Here is a 20252-nt window from a genome sequence, read left to right on the forward strand (position 1 = left end):
GCGGGGCCTCAGCGCGGCAGCAGCTTGCCGCGCTGCCACGCCTCGGCCGCGTCCTCGGCGCTCATGCCCTCGGTGCGCATGGCGTGGTCCAGCGCACTGACAACCTTGTTGCCCAGTGTCAGTTCATCCAGCTCGTCCAGCAGGTCCTGGTCTATTTCCGCACGGATGGCGGAGCGGAGCAGGATACGCGCGTCCTGTTCCGGTCCGCAGGCCCCCTTGGGGTCTTCCAGCTGGACCACGCGCTGGCCGTAATGGACGAAGGAGGGCTGCCAGACGGGAATGATCTCGGGCAGGCTGTTTTCCAGCACCTGGGCTGCATGATCGCAGGCTTCCGCATCGGGGCGGACGGCGATGGTGTAGCCCGCTTCGGTCAGGTTGTAGGCCGCGACGATCTGGCGCACCAGATCGATGACCGAGGCCGGGGCCACGATCTCACGCCCCACCGGGCAGTCGGCGGCGGCCAGTTCGGCAATGGAGGTGATGCCGGTGGCGGCCGCTTCGGGCACGCACCAGCCAAAGGCCGGGCGGTAGAGCTGCCCGAAGGCTTCCATGCCCAGCCCCTCCGCCAGGAAACCCGCATCGACATCGGGGAGCCATGCGGAGACGAACAGGTCCACATCCCCCTGGCGCATGTGCGCTTCCATCCCGGCGCGGGAAGCCGCCACGTATTCGACCTCAAGGTCATAGGCCTCCAGCACACGGGCCACGGCGGCGGCACTGGCCTGCTGCACGGTATTGTCCAGATGCCCGAGGGTCACGGTTGTCATGATGGTGTCACTCCTTGAAGGGGATATCCGGTCCGTCAGCCCTGCTGCCGGGGAACCTGCGCGCCACCGGTGCGGACCGGCACGGCGTGCTGGGGATGGGGGGTGGGAAGGGCATAGTCGAACACGACGGCGGAGACGATATAGGGGGCCGCGAATTTCTTGAATGCTTCATGCGCGGGATCGAAATAGGCGGGATCGGTCACCACGGGGCGGCCGACATAGTAGTTGCGGTCCCCTTCGGAGCGGAAGGTCACGACAAAGGCCTGCTGCAGCCCTTCATCCGCCCCCTCGCCGCTGATCTGGGCGCCCGTCTCGATGGCGGAAATGACGGGGGAGCCGTCCTCGCGCCGTGAAACCTGACCCAGCGCCATGAAACGCCGCACCACTTCGGCACGCTGCGCGTCGGTAATGGTGGGCAGGAAACGCAACAGCACGATATGGCGCACCCTGCCCGGATGGAACCCGGCGGCGGTAAAATTGCGCAGCCCGATCTGCGATGCCATGAGCCGCTCGGCGCGCGTGGCGTCGCTGATCCGGGCTTCAGGCGCTGAATCCACCCCGGCGGGAGCCGGCGTGGCCGGCACGTCCGCCCGCGCGGCCCCCGCCAGCATCAGGCAGCCCGCGGCCAGAAGGGCGGCGCCGCGCGTTTTCATGCCCTGAACCATCATACCGTCTATCTTCATTCCTGTCCTATCTTCATTCCTGTCAGTGCCGTTGTAGCGGGACGCAACCGGTCAGGCCGTGGCCAGGACGCGGGCAAAGCGGCGCTGGCGCATCATCAGCAGCCGGTACAGCCCGCGGGCGATCAGCGCATGCAGGCGGCCATGGGGCGTCCAGCCTATGGTCTTGAGAATCATGCCCGTCACCCTGACGGCGTGCCGTGGCTGGTAGAAACGCAGCGCGCGCGACATGTAGGCCGCGATGCAGCGCCGGTGGTCATAGGGCAGGCCCGCCGGTTCGTTGGTGGTGTGGTAGGCGGAGGCCAGTTCATCATCCTCGCTTTCCGTCACCCGCCCGAGCGCGATACGGGTGCGCTGCCATACGCCCAGCCGCTCCCGGCGCAGGTAACGGTTCATATGGTCATAGAACAGCTTGAAATGACGGTATTCATCCGCCGCGATCTGCCGGCATATCGCCCTGAGCACCGGCTCGTCCGTTGCATCGGCCAGGGCGGTATAGAAGGATGACGTACCCGTTTCCACCATGCAGCGCGCGATCAGTTCCCCCGTGCGCGACCCGCGGATGGAGGCATCCACATCCAGATCCAGCCGGTAGGACTGCCGGTAACGCTCGAACGCGGCCATGTAGTCCCATGCCGGATCAGCCAGCATGGCCCACCGGCCCAGCGCATCGCCGTGCTGGACTTCCTCTTCCGCCCAGTTGTCCGCCGCCTGCCGGAAAGCGGGATCATCGGCAAAGACGTTCTTGAGATAACGGGCATAATCCAGCCCGTTACGCTCCACCACCGATGCGGCCTTCACCAGCGGGACAATGTCAGGGTCCACCCGCTGCGGGTCGAAACGTTCCCAGTTCATCTGTTCAATGCGCCAGTGTTTCATCGCAACCTGTTCTTCTGCATTTTCTCCATCACGGCGCGCCGCGCGTGCCACTGCCTGCGACGACATGACACATGTTTCATGTTTACGCCAATTCTGCCTGTATCCCACCCCTGTCATTGCGGGGCCAAATCGTGCTAGGGGCGTAGCCCGACACCGCCAATAAGAACGACAGATTGGGTCGCCAAATGAATATTCACGAATATCAGGCAAAGGCGCTGCTGCGCTCCTACGGCATGCCCGTGCCTGAAGGACGTGCCGCCACCACCGCAGCCGAAGCCCTGGAAGCCGCGCGCGGCCTTGCCGCGCCCGTGACCGTGGTCAAGGCACAGATCCATGCGGGCGGACGCGGCGCGGGGCATTTTGCCGGCAGGCCCGAAGGCAAGGGCGGCGTACGCCTGGCCCGCAGCCTGGACGAGGTCGATGCCGCAGCCCGCTCCATGCTGGGTGAGGTACTGGTCACCAGGCAGACGGGACCCGCAGGCCGGAAGGTGCGCACGCTGTATATCGAGTCCGGGTGCGACATCGCACGCGAACTGTATTTCTCCATGCTGGTGGACCGGGTCAGTGGCCGTATCGTGATCGTGGCCTCCCCCGATGGCGGCATGGAAATCGAGGAGGTGGCCGCCCGCACCCCCGAGCGTATCCTGAAGGAGTATGTCGACCCGGCAAAGGGACTGTGCGATTACCAGTCCCGCGATCTGGCGGTGCGGCTGGGCCTGACGGGCCGTGCAATCCGCGCGTTCCAGAACGTGGTGCGCGCGGCCTACACCGCCTTTACCGGCCTTGATGCCGCGATTGTGGAAATCAACCCGCTGGTGGTGACGGGCAGTGGTGACCTGCTGGCGCTGGACGCCAAGATGTCGTTTGACGAGAACGCCCTGTTCCGCCACCCCGAACTGGCCAGGCTGCGTGACGAGCACGAGGAAGACCCGCGTGAGCGTGAGGCCGCCGGCTACGGCCTGGCCTATGTGGGGCTGGACGGCAACATCGGCTGCATGGTCAACGGCGCGGGCCTGGCCATGGCGACGATGGACATCATCAAGATGGAAGGCGAGGAACCGGCCAACTTCCTTGATGTCGGCGGCGGCGCCTCGAAGGAACGCGTGGCGGCGGCTTTCCGCATCCTTGTCAGCGACCCCAAGGTGCGCGGCATCCTGGTCAACATCTTCGGTGGCATCATGCGCTGTGACGTGATTGCCGAGGCCATCATCGCCGCCTCGCACGAAACCGGGCTGAACGTGCCGCTGGTCGTGCGCCTGGCGGGCACGAATGTGGAACGCGGCAAGGCGCTGCTGGCTGAATCCGGCCTGACCATCATCCCTGCCGATGATCTGGGCGATGCCGCCCGCAAGATCGTGGCCGCCGTCCGTAACGCGGGAGCCTGAGTGAATGTCCATTCTTGTCAACAAGTCCACCAAGGTCATTACCCAGGGCTTTACCGGCGCGCAGGGTACCTTCCATACTGAACAGGCCATCGCCTATGGCACCCGCATGGTTGGCGGGGTCACGCCGGGCAAGGGCGGCAGCGAGCACCTTGGCCTGCCCGTGTTCGATACGGTCTGCCAGGCGCGTGAGGCCACGGGGGCCGATGCCTCCGTCATCTACGTGCCACCCGCGGGGGCCGCGGATGCGATACTGGAGGCGATCGCCGCCGAAATCCCGCTGATCGTCTGCATTACCGAAGGCATTCCGGTGCAGGACATGGTGCGCGTGCGCGCCGCACTGGAGCGCTCGGGCAGCCTGCTGATCGGCCCCAACTGCCCCGGCATCATCACCCCCGATGAATGCAAGATCGGCATCATGCCCGGTCCCATCCACCGCCGCGGGCATGTGGGCATCGTCTCGCGCTCGGGCACCCTGACCTATGAGGCCGTGGCCCAGACATCGGCCATTGGCCAGGGACAGAGCACCTGCGTCGGCATTGGTGGCGACCCGGTCAAGGGCATGGACTTTACCGATGTGCTCGAACGCATGATCGCGGACCCCGACACCCATTCCATCGTCATGATCGGTGAGATTGGCGGCACGTCCGAGATCGAGGGCGCGGAACTGATCCGCGCCAGCGGCACGCGCAAGCCGGTGGTGGGCTTCATCGCGGGCGCCACCGCGCCGCCGGGCCGCCGCATGGGCCATGCGGGGGCGGTCATTACCGGCGGGCACGAAACCGCCAGCGCCAAGATCGAGGCGATGCGCGAAGCGGGCATCCATATCTCGCACAGCCCGGCGGAACTGGGTGTGACACTGGCCCGCGTGCTGGGCTGATCCCCCCGTCGCTGATCCCCTGTCCCGGCAATGACCCCATAACGATAAAAAAGTGGTCATTGCCGGTTTTCTGTGGCACAGCCAGTGCCGTTTTCCACCTTCATCATCGCCACAGGAGCCAGACCGATGCCCGATGGGAGCAGCCCGGACACCCTGCCGCATGCCGGCCCCACCAGCCTGCCCCCCGTCAGGACGGACTGGACGCGCGATAAGGTGGCGGCCCTTATGGCCCTGCCCTTTCCCGACCTGATCTACCGTGCGCAGACGGTCCACCGCGCCCGCTTCGACCCCACGGAAATGCAGATTTCCACCCTGCTCTCCATCAAGACCGGCGGCTGCCCCGAGGACTGCGCCTACTGCCCGCAGAGTGCGATGCACGAGGATGGCGGCGTAAAGGCCAGCCGCCTGATGGCGGTGGAGGACGTGCTGAAGGAAGCCCGCGCGGCAAAGGCCGCCGGGGCCGCGCGCTTCTGCATGGGAGCGGCATGGCGCAGCCCGAAGGAACATGACCTGGAAACCGTGTGCGCCATGGTGGAAGGGGTCAAGGCGCTGGGGCTGGAAAGCTGTGTCACGCTGGGCATGCTGGACAATGCCCAGGCGCACCGGCTGAAGGATGCCGGGCTGGACTACTACAACCACAACATCGATACCTCGCCCGAATATTATGGCGACATCATCTCCACCCGTACCTTCCAGGACCGGCTTGATACGCTGGAAAACGTGCGGGACGCGGGCATCAATGTCTGCTGTGGCGGCATTGTGGGCATGGGCGAGGACAGCACCGACCGCGCGGGCATGATCGCAACACTCGCCAGCCTGCCCCGCCACCCCGAGAGCGTGCCGATCAACATGCTCGTGCGCGTGGAAGGTACCCCCCTTGCCAGCCGGACGGAAGAGGCGGTCGATCCGATCGAATTCGTGCGCACCATTGCCGCCGCCCGCATTACCATGCCCGCCAGCCGGGTGCGTCTTGCCGCAGGGCGTGAGGACATGACGGATGAAGCACAGACGCTGTGCTTCCTTGCCGGTGCCAATTCCATTTTCTATGGCGAGCGCCTGCTGACCACCCCCAATCCCGCCGCCCTGCGCGACCGGCAGTTGCTGGACCGGCTGGGCATGCATACGTCCCACAAACAGGGCTGAACCCGACGCAGCCGGGCGCGGGACCGGCCGGGGCATTTTCCCACGCTGGCCTGCGGCCTGCCGCGTTCAGTATGAAATCCGGAACATGTCCTATACCGTAAAGGAAATATTCCCCACCCTGCAGGGTGAGGGCGCGCATGCGGGCCGCACGGCGGTATTCTGCCGCTTTACGGGGTGCAACCTGTGGTCGGGGCTGGAGCGCGACCGGGCACGGGCGACCTGCCGGTTCTGTGACACGGATTTCATCGGCACCGATGGCGCTGGCGGCGGCCGCTTCGCCAGTGCCGGCCTGCTGGCCGACGCCATCGCCGCCCACTGGCCCACCCCGGACAGGAAGGCCGCCTTCGTGGTCTTTACCGGCGGCGAGCCCCTGCTCCAGCTTGATGACGCACTGATCACCGCCGTGCATGCCCGTGGGTTCGAGATTGCCGTGGAAACCAACGGCACGCTCCGCGCGCCCGGCGGGATTGACTGGATCTGTGTCAGCCCCAAGGCGGGTGCGCCACTGGTGCAGACCAGCGGCCATGAACTCAAGCTGGTCTATCCCCAGCCGGATCTGCTGCCCGGACAGGTGGCGGGACTGGACTTCAGCCAGTTCTGGCTGCAACCCATGGACAATGCCGCGCGCGATCACAATACGCGTGCCGCGGTTGACTATTGCCTGCATCATCCGCAATGGCGTCTGTCATTACAGACCCACAAGCTGATCGGGATACCCTGACATGAGCGTCTCCCCCCCTCCCTCCACGCCCGCGCGCGAAGCGGCACTGGTCCTGTTCTCCGGCGGTCAGGATTCGGCAACCTGCCTGGCATGGGCGCTGGCCCGGTTTGGACGGGTGGAAACGCTGGGCTTCGATTACGGGCAACGCCACGCGGTGGAACTGGAATGCCGCGCCACCCTGCGCGAAGGCATGGCGACCGAAAACCCGCAATGGGCCGCACGGCTGGGAGCGGACCATACGCTGGATCTCGCGGTTCTTGGCACCCTGTCGGATACGGCCCTGACGCGTGAGGCCGAGATCACGCTGAACGAGAACGGTCTGCCCAACACCTTCGTGCCCGGCCGCAACCTGCTGTTCCTGACCTTTGCGGCGGCACTGGCGGCGCGGCGTAATATCCGCCACATCATAACCGGCGTGTGCGAGACGGATTATTCCGGCTACCCCGACTGCCGGGATGATACGATCAAATCCCTGCAGGTGACCCTGAACCTGGGCATGGCCAGCCATTACGTGCTGCACACGCCGCTCATGTGGCTGGACAAGGCCCGGACATGGGAACTGGCCCGCACGCTGGGGGGTGACGCGCTGGTCGGTCTGATCAACCGCGAAAGCCACAGCTGCTACCTGGGCACACGCGGCACGCTGCACCCCTGGGGCCATGGTTGCGGGACGTGCCCGGCCTGCCAGTTGCGCAAGGCAGGGTGGGAGCGCTTCCTCGCGGAATGTTCCCATGTTTGAACTGGTCTTTACCCGCCGTTTTTCCATGGCGCACCGCCTGCTTGCGGGCGGGAGCGAGCGTTGCGCCCTGCCCCACGGCCACAACGAATATGTCCGTGTCAGCCTGCGCGCCACGGCCCCCACGGCCCTTGACGGGCATGCGAACATGGTCCTGCCCTTCCAGCGTGCAAAGGGCATCTGGCACCAGTTCATCGACAATCATGTCGATCATGCCCTGCAGCTGGCGCAGGATGACCCCCTGCTGGGCTGGTTTGCCCAACATGAACCCCAACGCGCCCAGCGCATCCTGGTCACGCCGGGAGACCCGACCACGGAACTTCTGGCCTGCCTGCTCATGGCCAAGCTCAATGCCTTCCTGGCCGCCGATGGGGGTATTCTGTCCTGCGCCAGCATAGAAATTGACGAGACCCCAACCAACACGATCCGCTACAGCGGCGACCCGCTTGCGGTGCTGCCACAGCCGCGTCCCGCCGCGCAGTGCTGGTGGCGCCGGGCGGACATGACCATCGCCGATACCGGCCTATCCTGACCAACCCGCCCTGAAAGGTTCCGCCCCGCCCATGTCAGCTCTTACCCGCTATCGCCAGGAATGGTTCGGCAACATCACACGCGACACATTGGCCGGCATGGTCGGGACCTTTGCACTGATCCCCGAAGTGATCGCCTTTTCCTTCGTGGCGGGCGTGGACCCGGCGGTGGGGCTTTACGCATCCTTCGTCATCAGCGTGGTGATCGCGCTGACCGGCGGCAGGCCGGGCATGATATCGGGGGCGGCGGGATCGGTGGCGCTGGTGGCGGCCGCCCTGGTGCGCGGCCATGGCGTGCAGTACCTGCTGGCGGCCACCCTGCTGTGCGGGCTGCTGCAGGTGGTGTTTGGCATATTGCGGCTGCATGTCCTCATGCGCTACGTCTCGCGTCCGGTGCGCACGGGGTTCGTCAACGCGCTGGCCATCCTGATCTTTTCTGCACAGCTGCCGCATATGCTGCATGTAACGTGGCATACCTACGCCATGATCGCGCTGGGGCTGGTGATCATCTATTCCGTGCCGCGTGTCTTCTCGGCCATCCCCTCGCCACTGATCTGCATCGTGGTACTGACGGTGATTGCCGTCCTTTATCCGATGCCGCTGCATACGGTGGCCGACCTTGGCCGCCTGCCCGACAGCCTGCCGCATCTGGTCTGGCCTGACGTGCCCTTTTCACTCGATACCCTTGGCATCATCGCCCCCTATGCGCTGGCCATGGCGAGCGTGGGCGTGCTGGAATCCATGATGACCGCCCGCGTGGTGGATGACCTGACCGAAACCCACAGCAGCAAGCAGCGCGAATGCCTGGGCCTTGGCGTAGCCAATATCGCGGTCGGCCTGTTTGGCGGCATTGCGGGCTGCGGCATGATTGGCCAGACGGTTGGCAACCTGCGCTATGGCGGGCGGGGACGGCTGTCCACCTTTGTGGCGGGTGCCTTCCTGCTGCTGCTCATGGTCCTGCTGCGCCCATGGGTGGCCCAGGTGCCGGTGGCGGCGCTGGTGGCCATCATGATCATGGTCTCGGCCAGCACGTTCTCATGGTCGTCGCTGCGGGACCTTGTGCATCATCCGCGCACCACCAGCGTCATCATGCTGGCCACGGTTGCGGTGGTCGTGGGCACGCATGACCTTGCGGCGGGTGTTGCGGTGGGCGTGCTGCTCAACGGGCTGTTCTTCGCCTTCCAGGTCTCGAACATGCTGACGGTCGACAGCACGCTTTCGGCCGATGGAACCGGCCGGACCTATGTGGTCGACGGGCAGGTTTTCTTTGCCTCATCCGACAGCTTTGCCGATGCTTTCGACCTGCATGATACCGCCCGTCACATCACCATCGACCTGACCCGCGCCCATCTGTGGGACATGACAGCGGCAGGAATGCTGGAAGAACTGGTGGGAAAGATGAAGGCACAGGGCATGCAGGTCCACCTGGTCGGCCTGAACAGCGCCACCACCGCCCTGCTAAGCCGCCATACCGGGCTGGAGAACCTTGCCTGATCACCGGCCCGGCCCCTGCTCCGCCGCGCTGAAAACAGTGTACTGATAAAAAACAGGGCGGTTCCGGATGTCGCCTTTTTTCAAAAAGACGACATCCCCCGCAGCTTTTTTGAAAAAAGCTTCCCCTAACACTTCCTTATAATGTGCAGGCTGTCTTCAAAAACCGACTTTTCAGACAGTCTGTTCAGCCTACTTCCCGCGCGCGGGCGGTGCGGGGTCCACAAAGGGATCGGCCGCCACGGCGGACCCGGCCTGCCTTGCCCACTGGTCGGCCGCAGCCGTATCACCGGCCTGCCGCGCGCTCTGGCTGGCGCGGGCATAAAGCTGGGCCGCCGCCTGCGCATTGCCCGAACGGTCCGCCGCACGGGCCGCGACACCCAGCGTGCGTGCCATGTCACGGTAATCCACCTGTGTCTGGTGAAGTGTGGCCGCCTGCATGGCATCCTGCCATGCCGTCTGGCTGCTGCCAGCGGTGGCCAGCAGGTTGCGGGCTGCGATCTCCCGTGCATCCGCGGTCCAGCTATCGGGCACCTTGCCGGTCAGGGTGGCGAAATAGGCCGCCACCGAAGCCAGGGTGACATGGTCCCCGCTATCATCGGCAATCAGGCCGCGGATAAGCTGGGCCTTTTCCGTAATATCCGCATCCTGGCCCGAGGCCGCGCGTGCGGCAGCGCCAGCCGCTTCCGTCTCGCGGCCCAGCCGGTGCAGCGCACCGGCCTGTACCAGATCCAGCCCGGCGTCATCCGCCGTCTGCCCGCGCAGCGAAAGGGCTGACCGGGTCGCGGCCAGCGTGGACAGCGCATCCGCCGGCCTGTTCTGGTCCAGCTGCACGGTCGCCAGATTGTAACCCGCATCGCCTATGGCCGTCACGTCGTCACGCGCCAGTGCCCGCTTGCCTGCGGCGCGGTACTGCTGTTCCGCGACCGCCAGCCGGTCCAGCCCCACGGCGTCATGCGCGCTGTCCATATCCTGTGACAGCGTGCTGTCGACAGGGGAGACAGCCTTCCCCCCCCCACCACATCCGGCCAGTGCAAGGGCAAGCCCCAGGGCCAGGTAATCTTTCCTCATCTTCATGGCTGCACCTTCTGCGGTGACAGGCGTGCGTGCCTGGCTGTTGTCTTGCTGCCACTGCCACCCAGTATCCACAGGCCCCGCATCTGGTCGACCAGCTTCTGCAGGCTGGCCGCCGTTGTCTGGGCCTGTACCAGAAGCACGGGAAGCTGCTGGCTGGCATCCTTCAGGTTCCGGGTAATGGCAGGGGTTGCATCACTCAGGTCACCCGTCGCCTTCTGCACATTGGTCATGCTGGCATTGGCCCGCTCCATCACGGTGCCAAGCTGTTTTTCAATGGGTGTAAGCTGGCTGACCGTGGCGTTCAGGCTGGTGATCATCTGCTCGGCCTGACGGATCAGGTCATCATTGGTCATGAGCCGCCCGATCGATCCCTTGCCCGCATGCATGTCGGTAATGGTGGCATCCAGCGTTGCCATCATGTGCTGGGCATTGTCCAGAACCGGGATGACACGGTCACGGATGTCACTGAAGGTCTGGGTAATGGTATCGGCCGGGTTCGGGGCATTGGTGGCGCTGAGCACCGCATAGCTCCAGTCCAGCTTGTCCCCCACCCCGCGTGAGATATCGATGTAGCTGGCCCCGGCCACAACAAAGCGCCTGCGGATGATGGCCGTGCTGTCCCGGCGGATATAGGGTTCGATATCCGGATCGATTTCGGCAATGGCATACATGCCGCCCGCGGGGTTGATGCGCACCCGGCGCACGGTGCCGGCATGGATGCCCATGACCTCCAGGTCATCGCCAACGGACAGGCCGCTGACCCCGTTTTCGGGCAGCACGATCCGCAGCCTGCCCGCGGGCGTCAGCCAGTCACGCAGCACACCCGCCTCGATCACCGCGCCAAGCAGGATGACAAGTGCCAGCAGGACAAGAATGCCCACCCATTCATCGGCATAACGGACCCGCACGAGCTGCCGGATACCATCTGACTGTTGTTTCTGGACCATTACACCACCCGCATGGAAAAAAGACCTTCATCAAGAAGGCGCATGTGGATATTCACCGCCTTGCGATAATCATGCCAGGCCGCCCCCGAACGGACGAGCCACAGGACCCCGCACCCCCGGTCACGGGCGGCGGTCAGCATTTCAAGGAACGGCAGCACCGTCTCTTCGGGCAGCATGTCGGATATGTCCTCCAGCACCAGCAGGGCCGGCCGCCCCATGAAGGCCCGCACGCAGGCCGCGCGCGCCAGATCCGCCGCCGAAAGCCGGTCCGGGGCCGAGATGGGCAGGCCGGGCAGGCCGAATTTGTGCCCAAGCTCCGTGGCATGCAGCACGACATGATCAAACGGCTCGGATGTATGGTACAGGTGCGGCAGCATGATGTTGAGATGCGTGCCGAACATGTCCAGCCAGCCACCATGACGTGAAATACGGCCAATGCGCCCGCGCAGTGCATTGAGCTGCCGGTCACGCAGCACGCTCCAGTCCAGCCCCATGAATTTGATGCTGCCCTGCGTGAGCGAGATCATGCCCGTGCACAGATCGGCGAACAGTGCCGCGCGCTCGACATCGCGACAGTCTATCACCGCGCATTCGCCGGGCATGATCCGCAGGTTGTAGGGCGCGGGCATGAGCCCGCTTTCCTCGAACGACGGGACGGCATCACGCAGTTCCAGCAGGGGCGCGTTTGCTGCCATGATCAGAAATCCAGCATGAAGAGAATGTTGACCACCAGCACCAGCATGATCCCGCGCGCGAAGCCGCGCGGCATGATGGTGGCCATCGTATCGGTGCTGCTTACCGTCAGGCCGGAAATACACGCACCCAGCCCCACGAAAAAGCCGACCAGCACGAATTTGAGCGGGATGATCAGGTAATCCCACGTGGTCATGGCCGCAAGGACATTGAAGAAGAAGGTCCAGACCGAAGACGTGATGGCCCCGCTGGCATGCGCCACGACAAAACCCATGAGCAGCGAGACCACGGCAAAGATCATACCCAGCGTGAAGCCCCCCAGCGTGAAGGCAAAAGTACGTGGCATGACCAGCGCCAGGAACGGGTCGATGCCCCGGGCCTGCAGCCCCCGCACTTCGCCCCCCAGCACCATCATCCCGATTTCGGTCAGCGACAGCATGCCGCTGCGCCCCATAAGGATAATGCCCACCAGGATGGGCGAGATTTCACGCACCAGTACCGATACCAGAATGGACCCCGTCATCTGGGCCATGCCGGCATAGCCCAGCCAGTAAGCCGCCTGGGACACCACCATGAGACCCGCAAGGGTGGCCGTGATCACGATGCTGAGGAACCCGCCACTGACCACCTGCCGCAGGGTGGCGCGGAATTCATACTTGACCGGCCTGCGCCACGAATTGGGCCGCAGGCTTTCACGCAGCGTGCCCCACCCGGCGCCGATCAGCAGCAGCGTGAAACGGACCTGATGGCGCGTCAGCCGCCCGATGGCCGCAAGCCACGGCGCAAAACGGCCCAGCAGCGCGATCAGGCGCCCCCTGTTTTCGGGTTCAGGCTGCGCGGATGGAAGGGCCATGCCACCGGGCCGCGCCGTGCCCTGCCCTGTTGTGTCGGGCGGGGTTCCGGTCATCGGCGGCCAGCCAGCACGTAGGTGCGGGTCAGCCCCGCACCCGGTATGAAGAAGCGCCCGCGCTCACGGAACAGGAAATACTGCCGCAGGTCGAGATAGACATCCTCCGACACCTGGATCGTACCCACGTCCGGTGCCCCCTGCGCCATCATTTCCGCCATGCCCATGGCATCGCCCCACAGGTTGAATGCCTGGGGGTCCTTGCCCAGCATGCCGCCATAGACCGGTCCCACATCGATGCCGATGCGGAAGACCGGGTCGAGATCGGCCTGAGACAGGGCGGCCAGCGTGCTCTCGCGCATCATGAGCGCGGCATTGGCAATGCGGTAGGCCGCCCCCTTGTCCGGCGTGCGGGACCATCCCGCCACGCACACCACGCGATGGCCCAGCATGCGGATGGAATACAGGCCGCACTGATGGGCGATATCCTGCAGCATGCCCGCCATGGAATCGAGCAGCTTGATATTGGACGTGGGGTCGTTCTGGGCCGTCATCACCACATCGGACAGGCTGATCACCATGATGGCCACGGCGGGATAGAATCCCTCGATACTGGCCGGATCGGGCGCGCCTGCCCCCCCATGCATGGACAATGCACCGGGCCGGAGCAGGAACCCCTGGCTGGGATCGCGCTGCATGTCTTCCGTCGAGGGTTCGGACTCCAGTTCTTCCTTCGCCGCGGCAACGGCGGTGTAATGCTGGGCCGAGAAACGGGCGGCGGTGACCCCTGCGATCATGTCCACGAAATGCGAGACCATTGCCGCGCGCGGCGCATCTTCCAGCGTGATCACCCCCACCGGGCCGGTGCTGCCCTGGATCGGGCTGCAGAACAGCGCCGTGCTGCCGAAACTGCGCATGTACACACGGTAGAAGGCCACCGAGCGCTCATCCTTTGAGGCATCCTGCGCCACCAGCGCGTCACCATGCGAGACGGAATCGAAAAAGCTTTTCAGGTCGGTGGTGGACATTTCAAACCCACCGGAATGCACGTCCTGCTGGCGGTCATAGGAATCGATGCACATCAGGGTGTGCCCGTCATGCAGGATGCGCCATATTGCCGCACGGCGGGCATGCGACTGGTCGGCCAGCGTCTCGGTCAGGACAAGCGCGTTGTCCTCGGGGTTGAACAGGTCGGGATAGCTTGCCACGGACTGCAGGGCATGGCTTTCGTAATTGGCCACGGCGCGGGACTGCGCGATCTGGCCGCGCATGCGGTCGGCCCGCCGGGCCTGCAGGAACAAAAGCAGCCCGAACGCCAGGGCCATCAGCACGACCAGCACGAAGAACACCAGGTTCTGCCGACCATCCGCCATGGCAAAGCGGGAGAAGTCATCCTCCGGTGCCACCAGCAGCAGGACCCAGCTGTCCTTGCCCACCGGCAGCTGGGCCGTAATGGTGACGTATTTCTTGTTCTTGACCGTGACCGTGCGCGCGCCATACCCATGCACGCGGTACTGGTCGAACGCCTTGGTCATGACCGGGAAACGGGCGGGGTCCAGGGTCATCCGGTCCGCATCGCCATGCGCCCTGGCCTGCGCTTCCGCCATGCCATGCCCGGCCACGACGTGCCCTTCCTGATCCATCAGGATTGCCGTGCCGCTCTCGCCAATCCTGAGGGAGTTCAGGAAATTGTTGAGGTGGTTGAGCGACATGTTGATGGCATAGACATAGGTCTTGTCATTCGTGCCCTTGTACGGCACGGCCGCGGTAATGGTGATCTGCTTGGTAACTTCCACCACATAGGGATGGGTCCAGGCCAGCTGCCCGGCCTTGACCGTGTCGGCAAACCAGGCATGGCCACGCGGGTCATACGTACCCGCCGGCGTCTCCCACTTCTTGAGTACCTTGCCGGTGGGGTCTCGCAGTTCGTGGGTGAAACCCGCCTTGGGCGTGTCCTGATCGTGCAGGGTGGTTATGGCGACATCCTGACTGTTGTCACCATGTTCAAGCGTGCTGAAATTGCCGTCGCTATCGGCAATATAGAAGGACTGGATCTGCTGCACGTTGCGCAGCATCGTGCTGCTGTAGGCGGTGAATATCTTCTGTTCCACCTCCGGCGCGCCATGTTCGAGCATGTCGCGCGCGACAATGGCACCAGCGGAGGCCGGCATGAGAAAGGAGCTGACTTCCTTGGCAATATAGTCCTGCTGGCTGACCAGCAGGTCATGCGTAAGGGTAAGGGCGCCGGTACGCACCGTGCGGTAGGAATGCCACCCCACGGCCGCGATGATGCCAATGGTCGAGACGACAGCGGCTACCGGAATGCCGATATGGAACAGGAAGCGCCTGACCTGATCAGAAGGGGCAATCGTGGGATCGACAATCTCGTCCGTGGACAATGCTCTCTTCCTGTTCAAGACATCCATTATTCCGAATGTGATCCAGTGTACCCGAAACGGGCCACCGCGACCACCGTCTTTGTTACATGGCGCCCATTCAGTCGTTCCACAGCGGGCTGGACAGCCTTGCCACAAAGGTTTCGTGGGCCGCGATTTCAGCCGCGTCGGGCGTTACGCGCACCACCGCGTGGCCTGCCGGGCGGACATAGTCATAAGTGGCGATGCCGCCCCCGCCGTCCTCGACCGCCAGGCTCAGGCCACGCTGGCGCCCTCCGGTCAGTTCCAGGTAGACCGCGGCCAGCAGCCGGCAGTCCAGCAGGGCGTTATGGGTGGTCCGTTCCGACAGGTCGATCGAAAAACGGCGGCACAGCGCATCCAGGCTGTTGGGCATGCCCGGAAAACGTTCGCGTGCCATGTCCAGCGTATCGACCATGCGCCCCATGTCCAGAACGGGCTGGCCCGCCCGCGCCAGTTCCGCGTTGAGGAAGCCGAAATCGAAGCGCGCGTTATGCGCGATCAGCGGATCATCGCCCACGAATTCCAGGAAGCCGGAAGCCACTTCGGCAAATTTCGGCTTTCCCTCCAGATCGGCGCGGGTAAAGCCATGCACGCGCGAGGCTTCCTCGGGCACATCGCGTTCAGGATCGATCAGCACATGGAAATTACGCCCCGTGGGCAGATCCCCCACCAGCTCAAGGGCCGCGATTTCAATCACCCGATCCCCCTTGAGCGGATCAAGCCCCGTGGTTTCGGTATCGAACAGGATGGTCCGTTTCATGCCCGCTTTCCCCTTGCCGCGGCCCATGCGGCGGGGCCTCCCTCACGCATCGCCTGCAGCAGACGCCGCACCTGCCTTACTGTTTCATGCCGTGACAGGCCGGTCCTGATCACGGCATCCGCCCGTCGCCGCCGCAGGGCATCGGGCATCTGCCGGGCCAGAACGGCATCGATCTGCCCCGATGTCATGGTACCCCGGCGCATGACGCGCGCACGCTGGATGGCGGCTGGCGCGCTGACCACGGCCACGCGGTCACACTGCCGCTGGGCGCCCGTTTCAAACAGGAGCGGGATATCCAGCACGACCCACCGGCACCCGTCACGCCGCGCGCGGGCAAGAAAACGCTGCCTTGCCCTGCGTACCAACGGGTGCATGATCGCCTCCAGCCCGCGCATGACCGCGGGGTCCGCCAGTGCGGCCGCCCGCAGGGCCACACGGTCCAGAACCCCGCCCCGCACGCAGCCGGGCACAAGCCGGTCAATGGCGGGAAGGGCGGCCCCATGCGGGGCCTGCAGGGCGCGGACCACGGCATCGGCATCGAATATCCTGACCCCCGCCCGCCTCAGCAGGCGGGCCGTGGTGGACTTGCCCATGCCGATCCCGCCCGTCAGTCCCAGCACCCGCATGCTCAGCCCGCGTCCCGTGCCCGCGGGTGGCGCAGGTCGGCATCCAGCAGGGCTTCGACCGCCGGCCCGATATCCGGTTTCGCGCCGAACCATTTCTCGAACCCCAGCCCGGCCTGATGGATCAGCATGCCCAGCCCGTCAACCGTACGCAGCCCATGCCCGGCCGCCCATTCCAGCAGTCCGGTCCGGCGGGGCACATAAACGATGTCACAGACCACAAGCGCCGGATCGGCCTGTGCCAGATCAAGCGGAAACTGTGCCTGCGCGCCCCCTTCCATCCCGATCGAGGTGGTGTTGACCAGCATGGCGCAGCCGGGCAGGACACTGCCTGCCTGCGCCCAGTCCACCACCACGACCCCTTCAAGCGACGCGGCAAGGGCATCGGCACGGGCACGCGTGCGGTTGGCCACCAGCACTTCCATCCCCCGGTCCAGCAGGCTGGCGGCAATGGCGCGCGCGGCACCGCCCGCCCCCAGCAGCAGGGCGCGGCCGCCGTTCACGGCAATGCCATGCGCCTCCACATTGGCGACAAAGCCGTCACCATCGGTGGAATAGCCCTCGATTTTGCCATCACTGTCAAAGACCAGCGTATTGACCGAACCCGAACGCCGGGCGGACCGGTGCAGGCGGTCCACGATCCGGTAGGCGGATTCCTTGTGCGGAATGGTGACATTCACCCCACGGAATCCCGCCGCAAGCAGGCCCCGCACCGCCGTCTCGAACTGACCGGGCGCCACGGGCAGCGGCACGTAGGCGCCATTGATCCCGCCCTGCCGCAGCCACCAGTTATGCATGAGCGGCGAGCGCGAATGGGCCACCGGCCACCCGATTACCCCGGCCAGCAGCGTGTGCCCGTCAATCCGGATGTTCCCTGCGTCGGGCATCATGTCCCCTGTCTTTTCCATCGTGCCTTTCCCTGCGTGGACGGGCCTGAAGTCTGGTGACTGAACTCCTGCCAGGCCTGCGGCAGGATACGGGCCAGACGGGCGGCCCATTCCGCCCGCCCCTGCGGGGTCGCGATCAGGTCCTGGCGTATCTCGATTTCAAGATAGGGCAACCCGCGCCCTTCCGCATGCACCGGCACGGTATAGTCGCTGCTGTCGGTCAGGGCATAGGGTTCGTTACTGCCCACCACCAGCCCGTCCTCGGCCGCCAGCAGGTCCCGCACCCGCAGGCCGAAGGCGGGGTTGCGGTTATGCAGCACGCCGGTATGCCACGGGCGGTCGGCGCCGTTCATACGGTCGGTAAAACTGTGCAGCGAGACCAGCACCACCGGCAGCCCCGCTTCCAGCCTGGTCGTGATCTCGTCACTGATCTGCCGGTGGTAGGGCAGGAATATCTCTTCCACCCGGCAGCCTTCCTGTGCGGCGGTGATGCCGGTATTGGCGGGCACGGCCGTGCCGTCGCTGTGCCGCACGATCGATGTGGGATGGCCGGGCGCGCGGTTGCAGTCAATCACGAGGCGGGAATAGGCCTGCTCGATCAGGATGCAGTCCAGGTGCTGCGCCAGCAGGCGCCCGGTCTCCGCCATGCCCAGGTCACAGGCGATATGGCGCGCGCGGTCCTGCGCGCTGACCCCCATGTCCCCCAGTGCCGCGGGAACGGCGCGGCCCGCATGGTCGCTGACCAGCACGAAGGGCAGGCCGGGCGGCGGCTGGGTACCTTCCATGACCGATGTGCCGAACTGGATGACAGGAGCCGGGTCATCACACGTCAGCAGGCGTGACGGTTCCTGCGCAAGGGCTGCATGTTGCATCGTAGCGGCGCGTCCTCTGGCCATGGGCGGGTTGGATGGCCGACCCTACAGGCCCGGCCACGGGAACGAAAGACCCCTGTCCACGCACCCTGCCCCGCCCGCCACGCCGCGCGGCATGGGCAGGGTGATTGTATCTGGCGCTTCACCCCGGTAGTGTGCGCCACGCCGTGGCCTGATGCCATGACAGGCACGACATGATCATTTTCACACTTTGGGTAGCTGGAATACACGATGCCGGGGAACGCAAAAACGCCGACGGATCAGGACGCGCACAAGGCCAATGCACAGTGGGGCGGCCGGTTTGCCGGCGGGCCTGCCGCCATCATGCAGGACATCAACGCCTCCATCGGGTTTGACAGGGCATTGTGGCGACAGGACATCGCCGGTTCAAAAGCCCATGCCGCCATGCTGGCGAAAACCGGCATCATTTCCGCAGACGATGCCCGGGCCATTACCGAAGGGCTGGATCAGATCGGCGGCGAGATTGCGGCGGGGACCTTTGAATTCAGCACGGCGCTGGAAGATATTCACATGAATATCGAAGCCCGCCTGTCCGAACGGATCGGGGAGGCAGGCAAGCGCCTGCACACCGCGCGCTCGCGCAATGACCAGGTGGCCACCGATTTCCGCCTGTGGGTGCGCGATGCGATTGACGGGCTGGAACACCAGACGGCCTCGCTCCAGCGCGCCCTGGCGCGCCGGGCACTGGAACACGCGGCCACCCCCATGCCCGGCTTCACCCACCTGCAGACCGCCCAGCCCGTGACCTTCGGCCATCACCTGATGGCCTATGTGGAAATGCTGGCCCGCGACCGGGGCCGGCTTGCCGACGCGCGGCGCAGGCTCAATGAATCCCCTCTGGGGTCGGCCGCCCTTGCGGGCACGTCCTTCCCCATCGACCGGGAGATGACGGCCCGCGCGCTGGGCTTCGACCGCCCGACCGCCAATTCGCTCGATGCCGTGTCGGACCGGGACTTCGCACTGGAATACCTCTCCGCCCTGTCCATCATGGCGATGCACCTGTCACGGCTGGCGGAAGAGATCGTGATCTGGTGCTCGGCCCCCTTCTCCTTCATCCGCCTGTCCGATGCGTTCACCACCGGTTCTTCCATCATGCCGCAGAAGCGCAACCCGGATGCCGCCGAACTGGTCCGCGCCAAGGGCGGGCGCATTACTGGCGCGCTGATGGGCCTGCTTACGGTCATGAAGGGCCTGCCGCTGGCCTATGCCAAGGACATGCAGGAAGACAAGGAACCCGTCTTTGCCGCGACCGATGCCGCCAGCCTCAGCCTGGCCGCGATGGACGGCATGATCCGTGACCTGAGCGTGAACACGGAGCAGATGCGCGCCTATGCCGGGTCGGGATTTTCCACCGCCACCGATCTGGCCGACTGGCTGGTGCGCGTGCTCAGGGTGCCGTTCCGCACCGCGCACCACGTAACCGGACGGCTTGTGGGCAGGGCGGAGGCAAGGGGGGTTGGCCTGTCCGACCTGACACTGGAGGAAATGCAGGCGGAAGAGCCGGGCATCACCGCCGATATCTTCTCGGTGCTGACGGTCGATTCCTCCATCGCCTCACGGACCAGCTACGGCGGCACGGCGGCAGGCAATGTGCGCGCGCAGGCCACGCGCTGGCTTGATGCACTGGAGACGGCATGATGCGCAGGCCTTCCCCGACACGTCCCCGCTTCATGCCCGCCTTCAGGCTGGTCACGCTTGGCATGCTGGTCCTGGCAACCACGCTTGGCGCGTGCGGGCGCATCGGGCCGCCGCACCAGCCGGCGGGCACGCGTGATTACTACCGGACCTACCCCAGCCCGGACCGTTAAAAGGCTATTTCAAAAAAAACTCCGGCTACCGCCTTTTTTTCGGAAAGGCGGCATTACCCGGGATTTCTGAAAAAAGCTTCATCCGGAACGT

At 65.2% G+C, this 20252-nt stretch carries 21 protein-coding genes; 9 read left to right on the forward strand and 12 right to left on the reverse strand.

The annotated features are described in order from the left end of the window. Positions 1-8: 8 nt before the first annotated feature. The 3 genes from CFR78_RS08930 to CFR78_RS08940 all read right to left on the reverse strand — a co-directional run bounded on the left by CFR78_RS08930 (position 9) and on the right by CFR78_RS08940 (position 2326). Positions 9-767: a glycine betaine ABC transporter substrate-binding protein gene (locus CFR78_RS08930; RefSeq protein WP_034932478.1), complete on the reverse strand. Its 759-nt coding sequence runs from the start codon at positions 765-767 to the stop codon at positions 9-11. A 35-nt stretch (positions 768-802) separates the two neighbouring features. Beyond that, entirely contained in the window at positions 803-1420 is a 618-nt protein-coding gene (locus CFR78_RS08935; RefSeq protein WP_034932520.1) for a Dabb family protein, read from the reverse strand. Positions 1421-1501: 81 nt separating this feature from the next. Then, positions 1502-2326: an acyl-ACP desaturase gene (locus tag CFR78_RS08940; RefSeq protein WP_034932518.1), complete on the reverse strand. Its 825-nt coding sequence runs from the start codon at positions 2324-2326 to the stop codon at positions 1502-1504. 185 nt (positions 2327-2511) lie between these two features. Here CFR78_RS08940 and sucC point away from each other — a divergent pair, with 185 nt between their 5' ends. The 7 genes from sucC to CFR78_RS08975 all read left to right on the forward strand — a co-directional run bounded on the left by sucC (position 2512) and on the right by CFR78_RS08975 (position 9212). After that, complete coding sequence (gene sucC, locus CFR78_RS08945; RefSeq protein ID WP_034932477.1) at positions 2512-3711, forward strand: ADP-forming succinate--CoA ligase subunit beta; 1200 nt, start codon at positions 2512-2514, stop codon at positions 3709-3711. Positions 3712-3715: 4 nt separating this feature from the next. Next, the gene (gene sucD / locus CFR78_RS08950) at positions 3716-4588 is read left to right on the forward strand and encodes a succinate--CoA ligase subunit alpha (protein WP_007400062.1); all 873 of its coding nucleotides are present in this window, start codon (positions 3716-3718) and stop codon (positions 4586-4588) included. Between the two features lie 126 nt (positions 4589-4714). Continuing rightward, the gene (gene bioB, locus CFR78_RS08955) at positions 4715-5731 is read left to right on the forward strand and encodes a biotin synthase BioB (RefSeq protein ID WP_034932475.1); all 1017 of its coding nucleotides are present in this window, start codon (positions 4715-4717) and stop codon (positions 5729-5731) included. A gap of 85 nt (positions 5732-5816) precedes the next feature. Further along, complete coding sequence (queE, locus tag CFR78_RS08960) at positions 5817-6452, forward strand: 7-carboxy-7-deazaguanine synthase (protein ID WP_034932474.1); 636 nt, start codon at positions 5817-5819, stop codon at positions 6450-6452. A 1-nt stretch (position 6453) separates the two neighbouring features. Then, on the forward strand, positions 6454-7191 hold the full coding sequence (gene queC / locus CFR78_RS08965; RefSeq protein ID WP_034932472.1) for a 7-cyano-7-deazaguanine synthase QueC: 738 nt from the start codon (positions 6454-6456) through the stop codon (positions 7189-7191). Beyond that, positions 7184-7720, forward strand: a complete 537-nt coding sequence (locus tag CFR78_RS08970) for a 6-pyruvoyl trahydropterin synthase family protein (protein WP_034932471.1) — start codon at positions 7184-7186, stop codon at positions 7718-7720. Before queC ends, CFR78_RS08970 begins: the two co-directional genes overlap by 8 nt. 31 nt (positions 7721-7751) lie before the next feature. Continuing rightward, positions 7752-9212 carry a SulP family inorganic anion transporter gene (locus CFR78_RS08975; protein ID WP_034932469.1) on the forward strand — a complete coding sequence of 487 codons (1461 nt, stop codon included), beginning with the start codon at positions 7752-7754 and terminating at the stop codon, positions 9210-9212. A 189-nt stretch (positions 9213-9401) separates the two neighbouring features. On the opposite strand, the gene CFR78_RS08980 is transcribed toward CFR78_RS08975, so the two are convergent. The 9 genes from CFR78_RS08980 to CFR78_RS09020 form a co-directional block, all read right to left on the reverse strand. Then, entirely contained in the window at positions 9402-10286 is an 885-nt protein-coding gene (locus CFR78_RS08980; RefSeq protein ID WP_034932468.1) for a hypothetical protein, read from the reverse strand. After that, positions 10283-11233 carry an MlaD family protein gene (locus CFR78_RS08985; RefSeq protein WP_007400054.1) on the reverse strand — a complete coding sequence of 317 codons (951 nt, stop codon included), beginning with the start codon at positions 11231-11233 and terminating at the stop codon, positions 10283-10285. The genes CFR78_RS08980 and CFR78_RS08985 overlap by 4 nt, the downstream gene beginning before the upstream one ends. Next, a complete protein-coding gene (locus CFR78_RS08990) occupies positions 11233-11928 on the reverse strand; it encodes a hypothetical protein (RefSeq protein ID WP_007400053.1) in 696 nt (231 codons plus the stop codon). The genes CFR78_RS08985 and CFR78_RS08990 overlap by 1 nt, the downstream gene beginning before the upstream one ends. 2 nt (positions 11929-11930) lie before the next feature. Beyond that, positions 11931-12833, reverse strand: a complete 903-nt coding sequence (locus tag CFR78_RS08995; RefSeq protein ID WP_034932466.1) for an MlaE family ABC transporter permease — start codon at positions 12831-12833, stop codon at positions 11931-11933. Beyond that, positions 12830-15199: an adenylate/guanylate cyclase domain-containing protein gene (locus CFR78_RS09000; RefSeq protein ID WP_258366031.1), complete on the reverse strand. Its 2370-nt coding sequence runs from the start codon at positions 15197-15199 to the stop codon at positions 12830-12832. The genes CFR78_RS08995 and CFR78_RS09000 overlap by 4 nt, the downstream gene beginning before the upstream one ends. Positions 15200-15269: 70 nt before the next feature. Next, positions 15270-15950: a DNA polymerase III subunit epsilon gene (gene dnaQ, locus CFR78_RS09005; protein ID WP_007400050.1), complete on the reverse strand. Its 681-nt coding sequence runs from the start codon at positions 15948-15950 to the stop codon at positions 15270-15272. Beyond that, on the reverse strand, positions 15947-16576 hold the full coding sequence (coaE, locus tag CFR78_RS09010) for a dephospho-CoA kinase (protein WP_034932463.1): 630 nt from the start codon (positions 16574-16576) through the stop codon (positions 15947-15949). Before coaE ends, dnaQ begins: the two co-directional genes overlap by 4 nt. A 2-nt stretch (positions 16577-16578) precedes the next feature. After that, positions 16579-17481 (reverse strand): shikimate dehydrogenase, encoded by a 903-nt coding sequence (locus CFR78_RS09015; RefSeq protein WP_371440465.1) that lies wholly within the window; start codon positions 17479-17481, stop codon positions 16579-16581. Further along, positions 17460-18332 (reverse strand): N-formylglutamate amidohydrolase, encoded by an 873-nt coding sequence (locus CFR78_RS09020; RefSeq protein ID WP_051672150.1) that lies wholly within the window; start codon positions 18330-18332, stop codon positions 17460-17462. Before CFR78_RS09020 ends, CFR78_RS09015 begins: the two co-directional genes overlap by 22 nt. A 231-nt stretch (positions 18333-18563) precedes the next feature. Between CFR78_RS09020 and argH the strand changes: the two genes are divergently transcribed. Together argH and CFR78_RS16245 are read left to right on the forward strand one after the other, a co-directional pair. Then, positions 18564-19991 (forward strand): argininosuccinate lyase, encoded by a 1428-nt coding sequence (gene argH, locus CFR78_RS09025; RefSeq protein WP_034932461.1) that lies wholly within the window; start codon positions 18564-18566, stop codon positions 19989-19991. Beyond that, entirely contained in the window at positions 19988-20161 is a 174-nt protein-coding gene (locus tag CFR78_RS16245) for a hypothetical protein (protein ID WP_167331805.1), read from the forward strand. The genes argH and CFR78_RS16245 overlap by 4 nt, the downstream gene beginning before the upstream one ends. The last annotated feature ends 91 nt before the right edge of the window (positions 20162-20252 follow it).

This window comes from Komagataeibacter rhaeticus (assembly GCF_003207855.1).
In the GTDB taxonomy this organism is placed as follows: Bacteria; Pseudomonadota; Alphaproteobacteria; order Acetobacterales; family Acetobacteraceae; genus Komagataeibacter; species Komagataeibacter rhaeticus.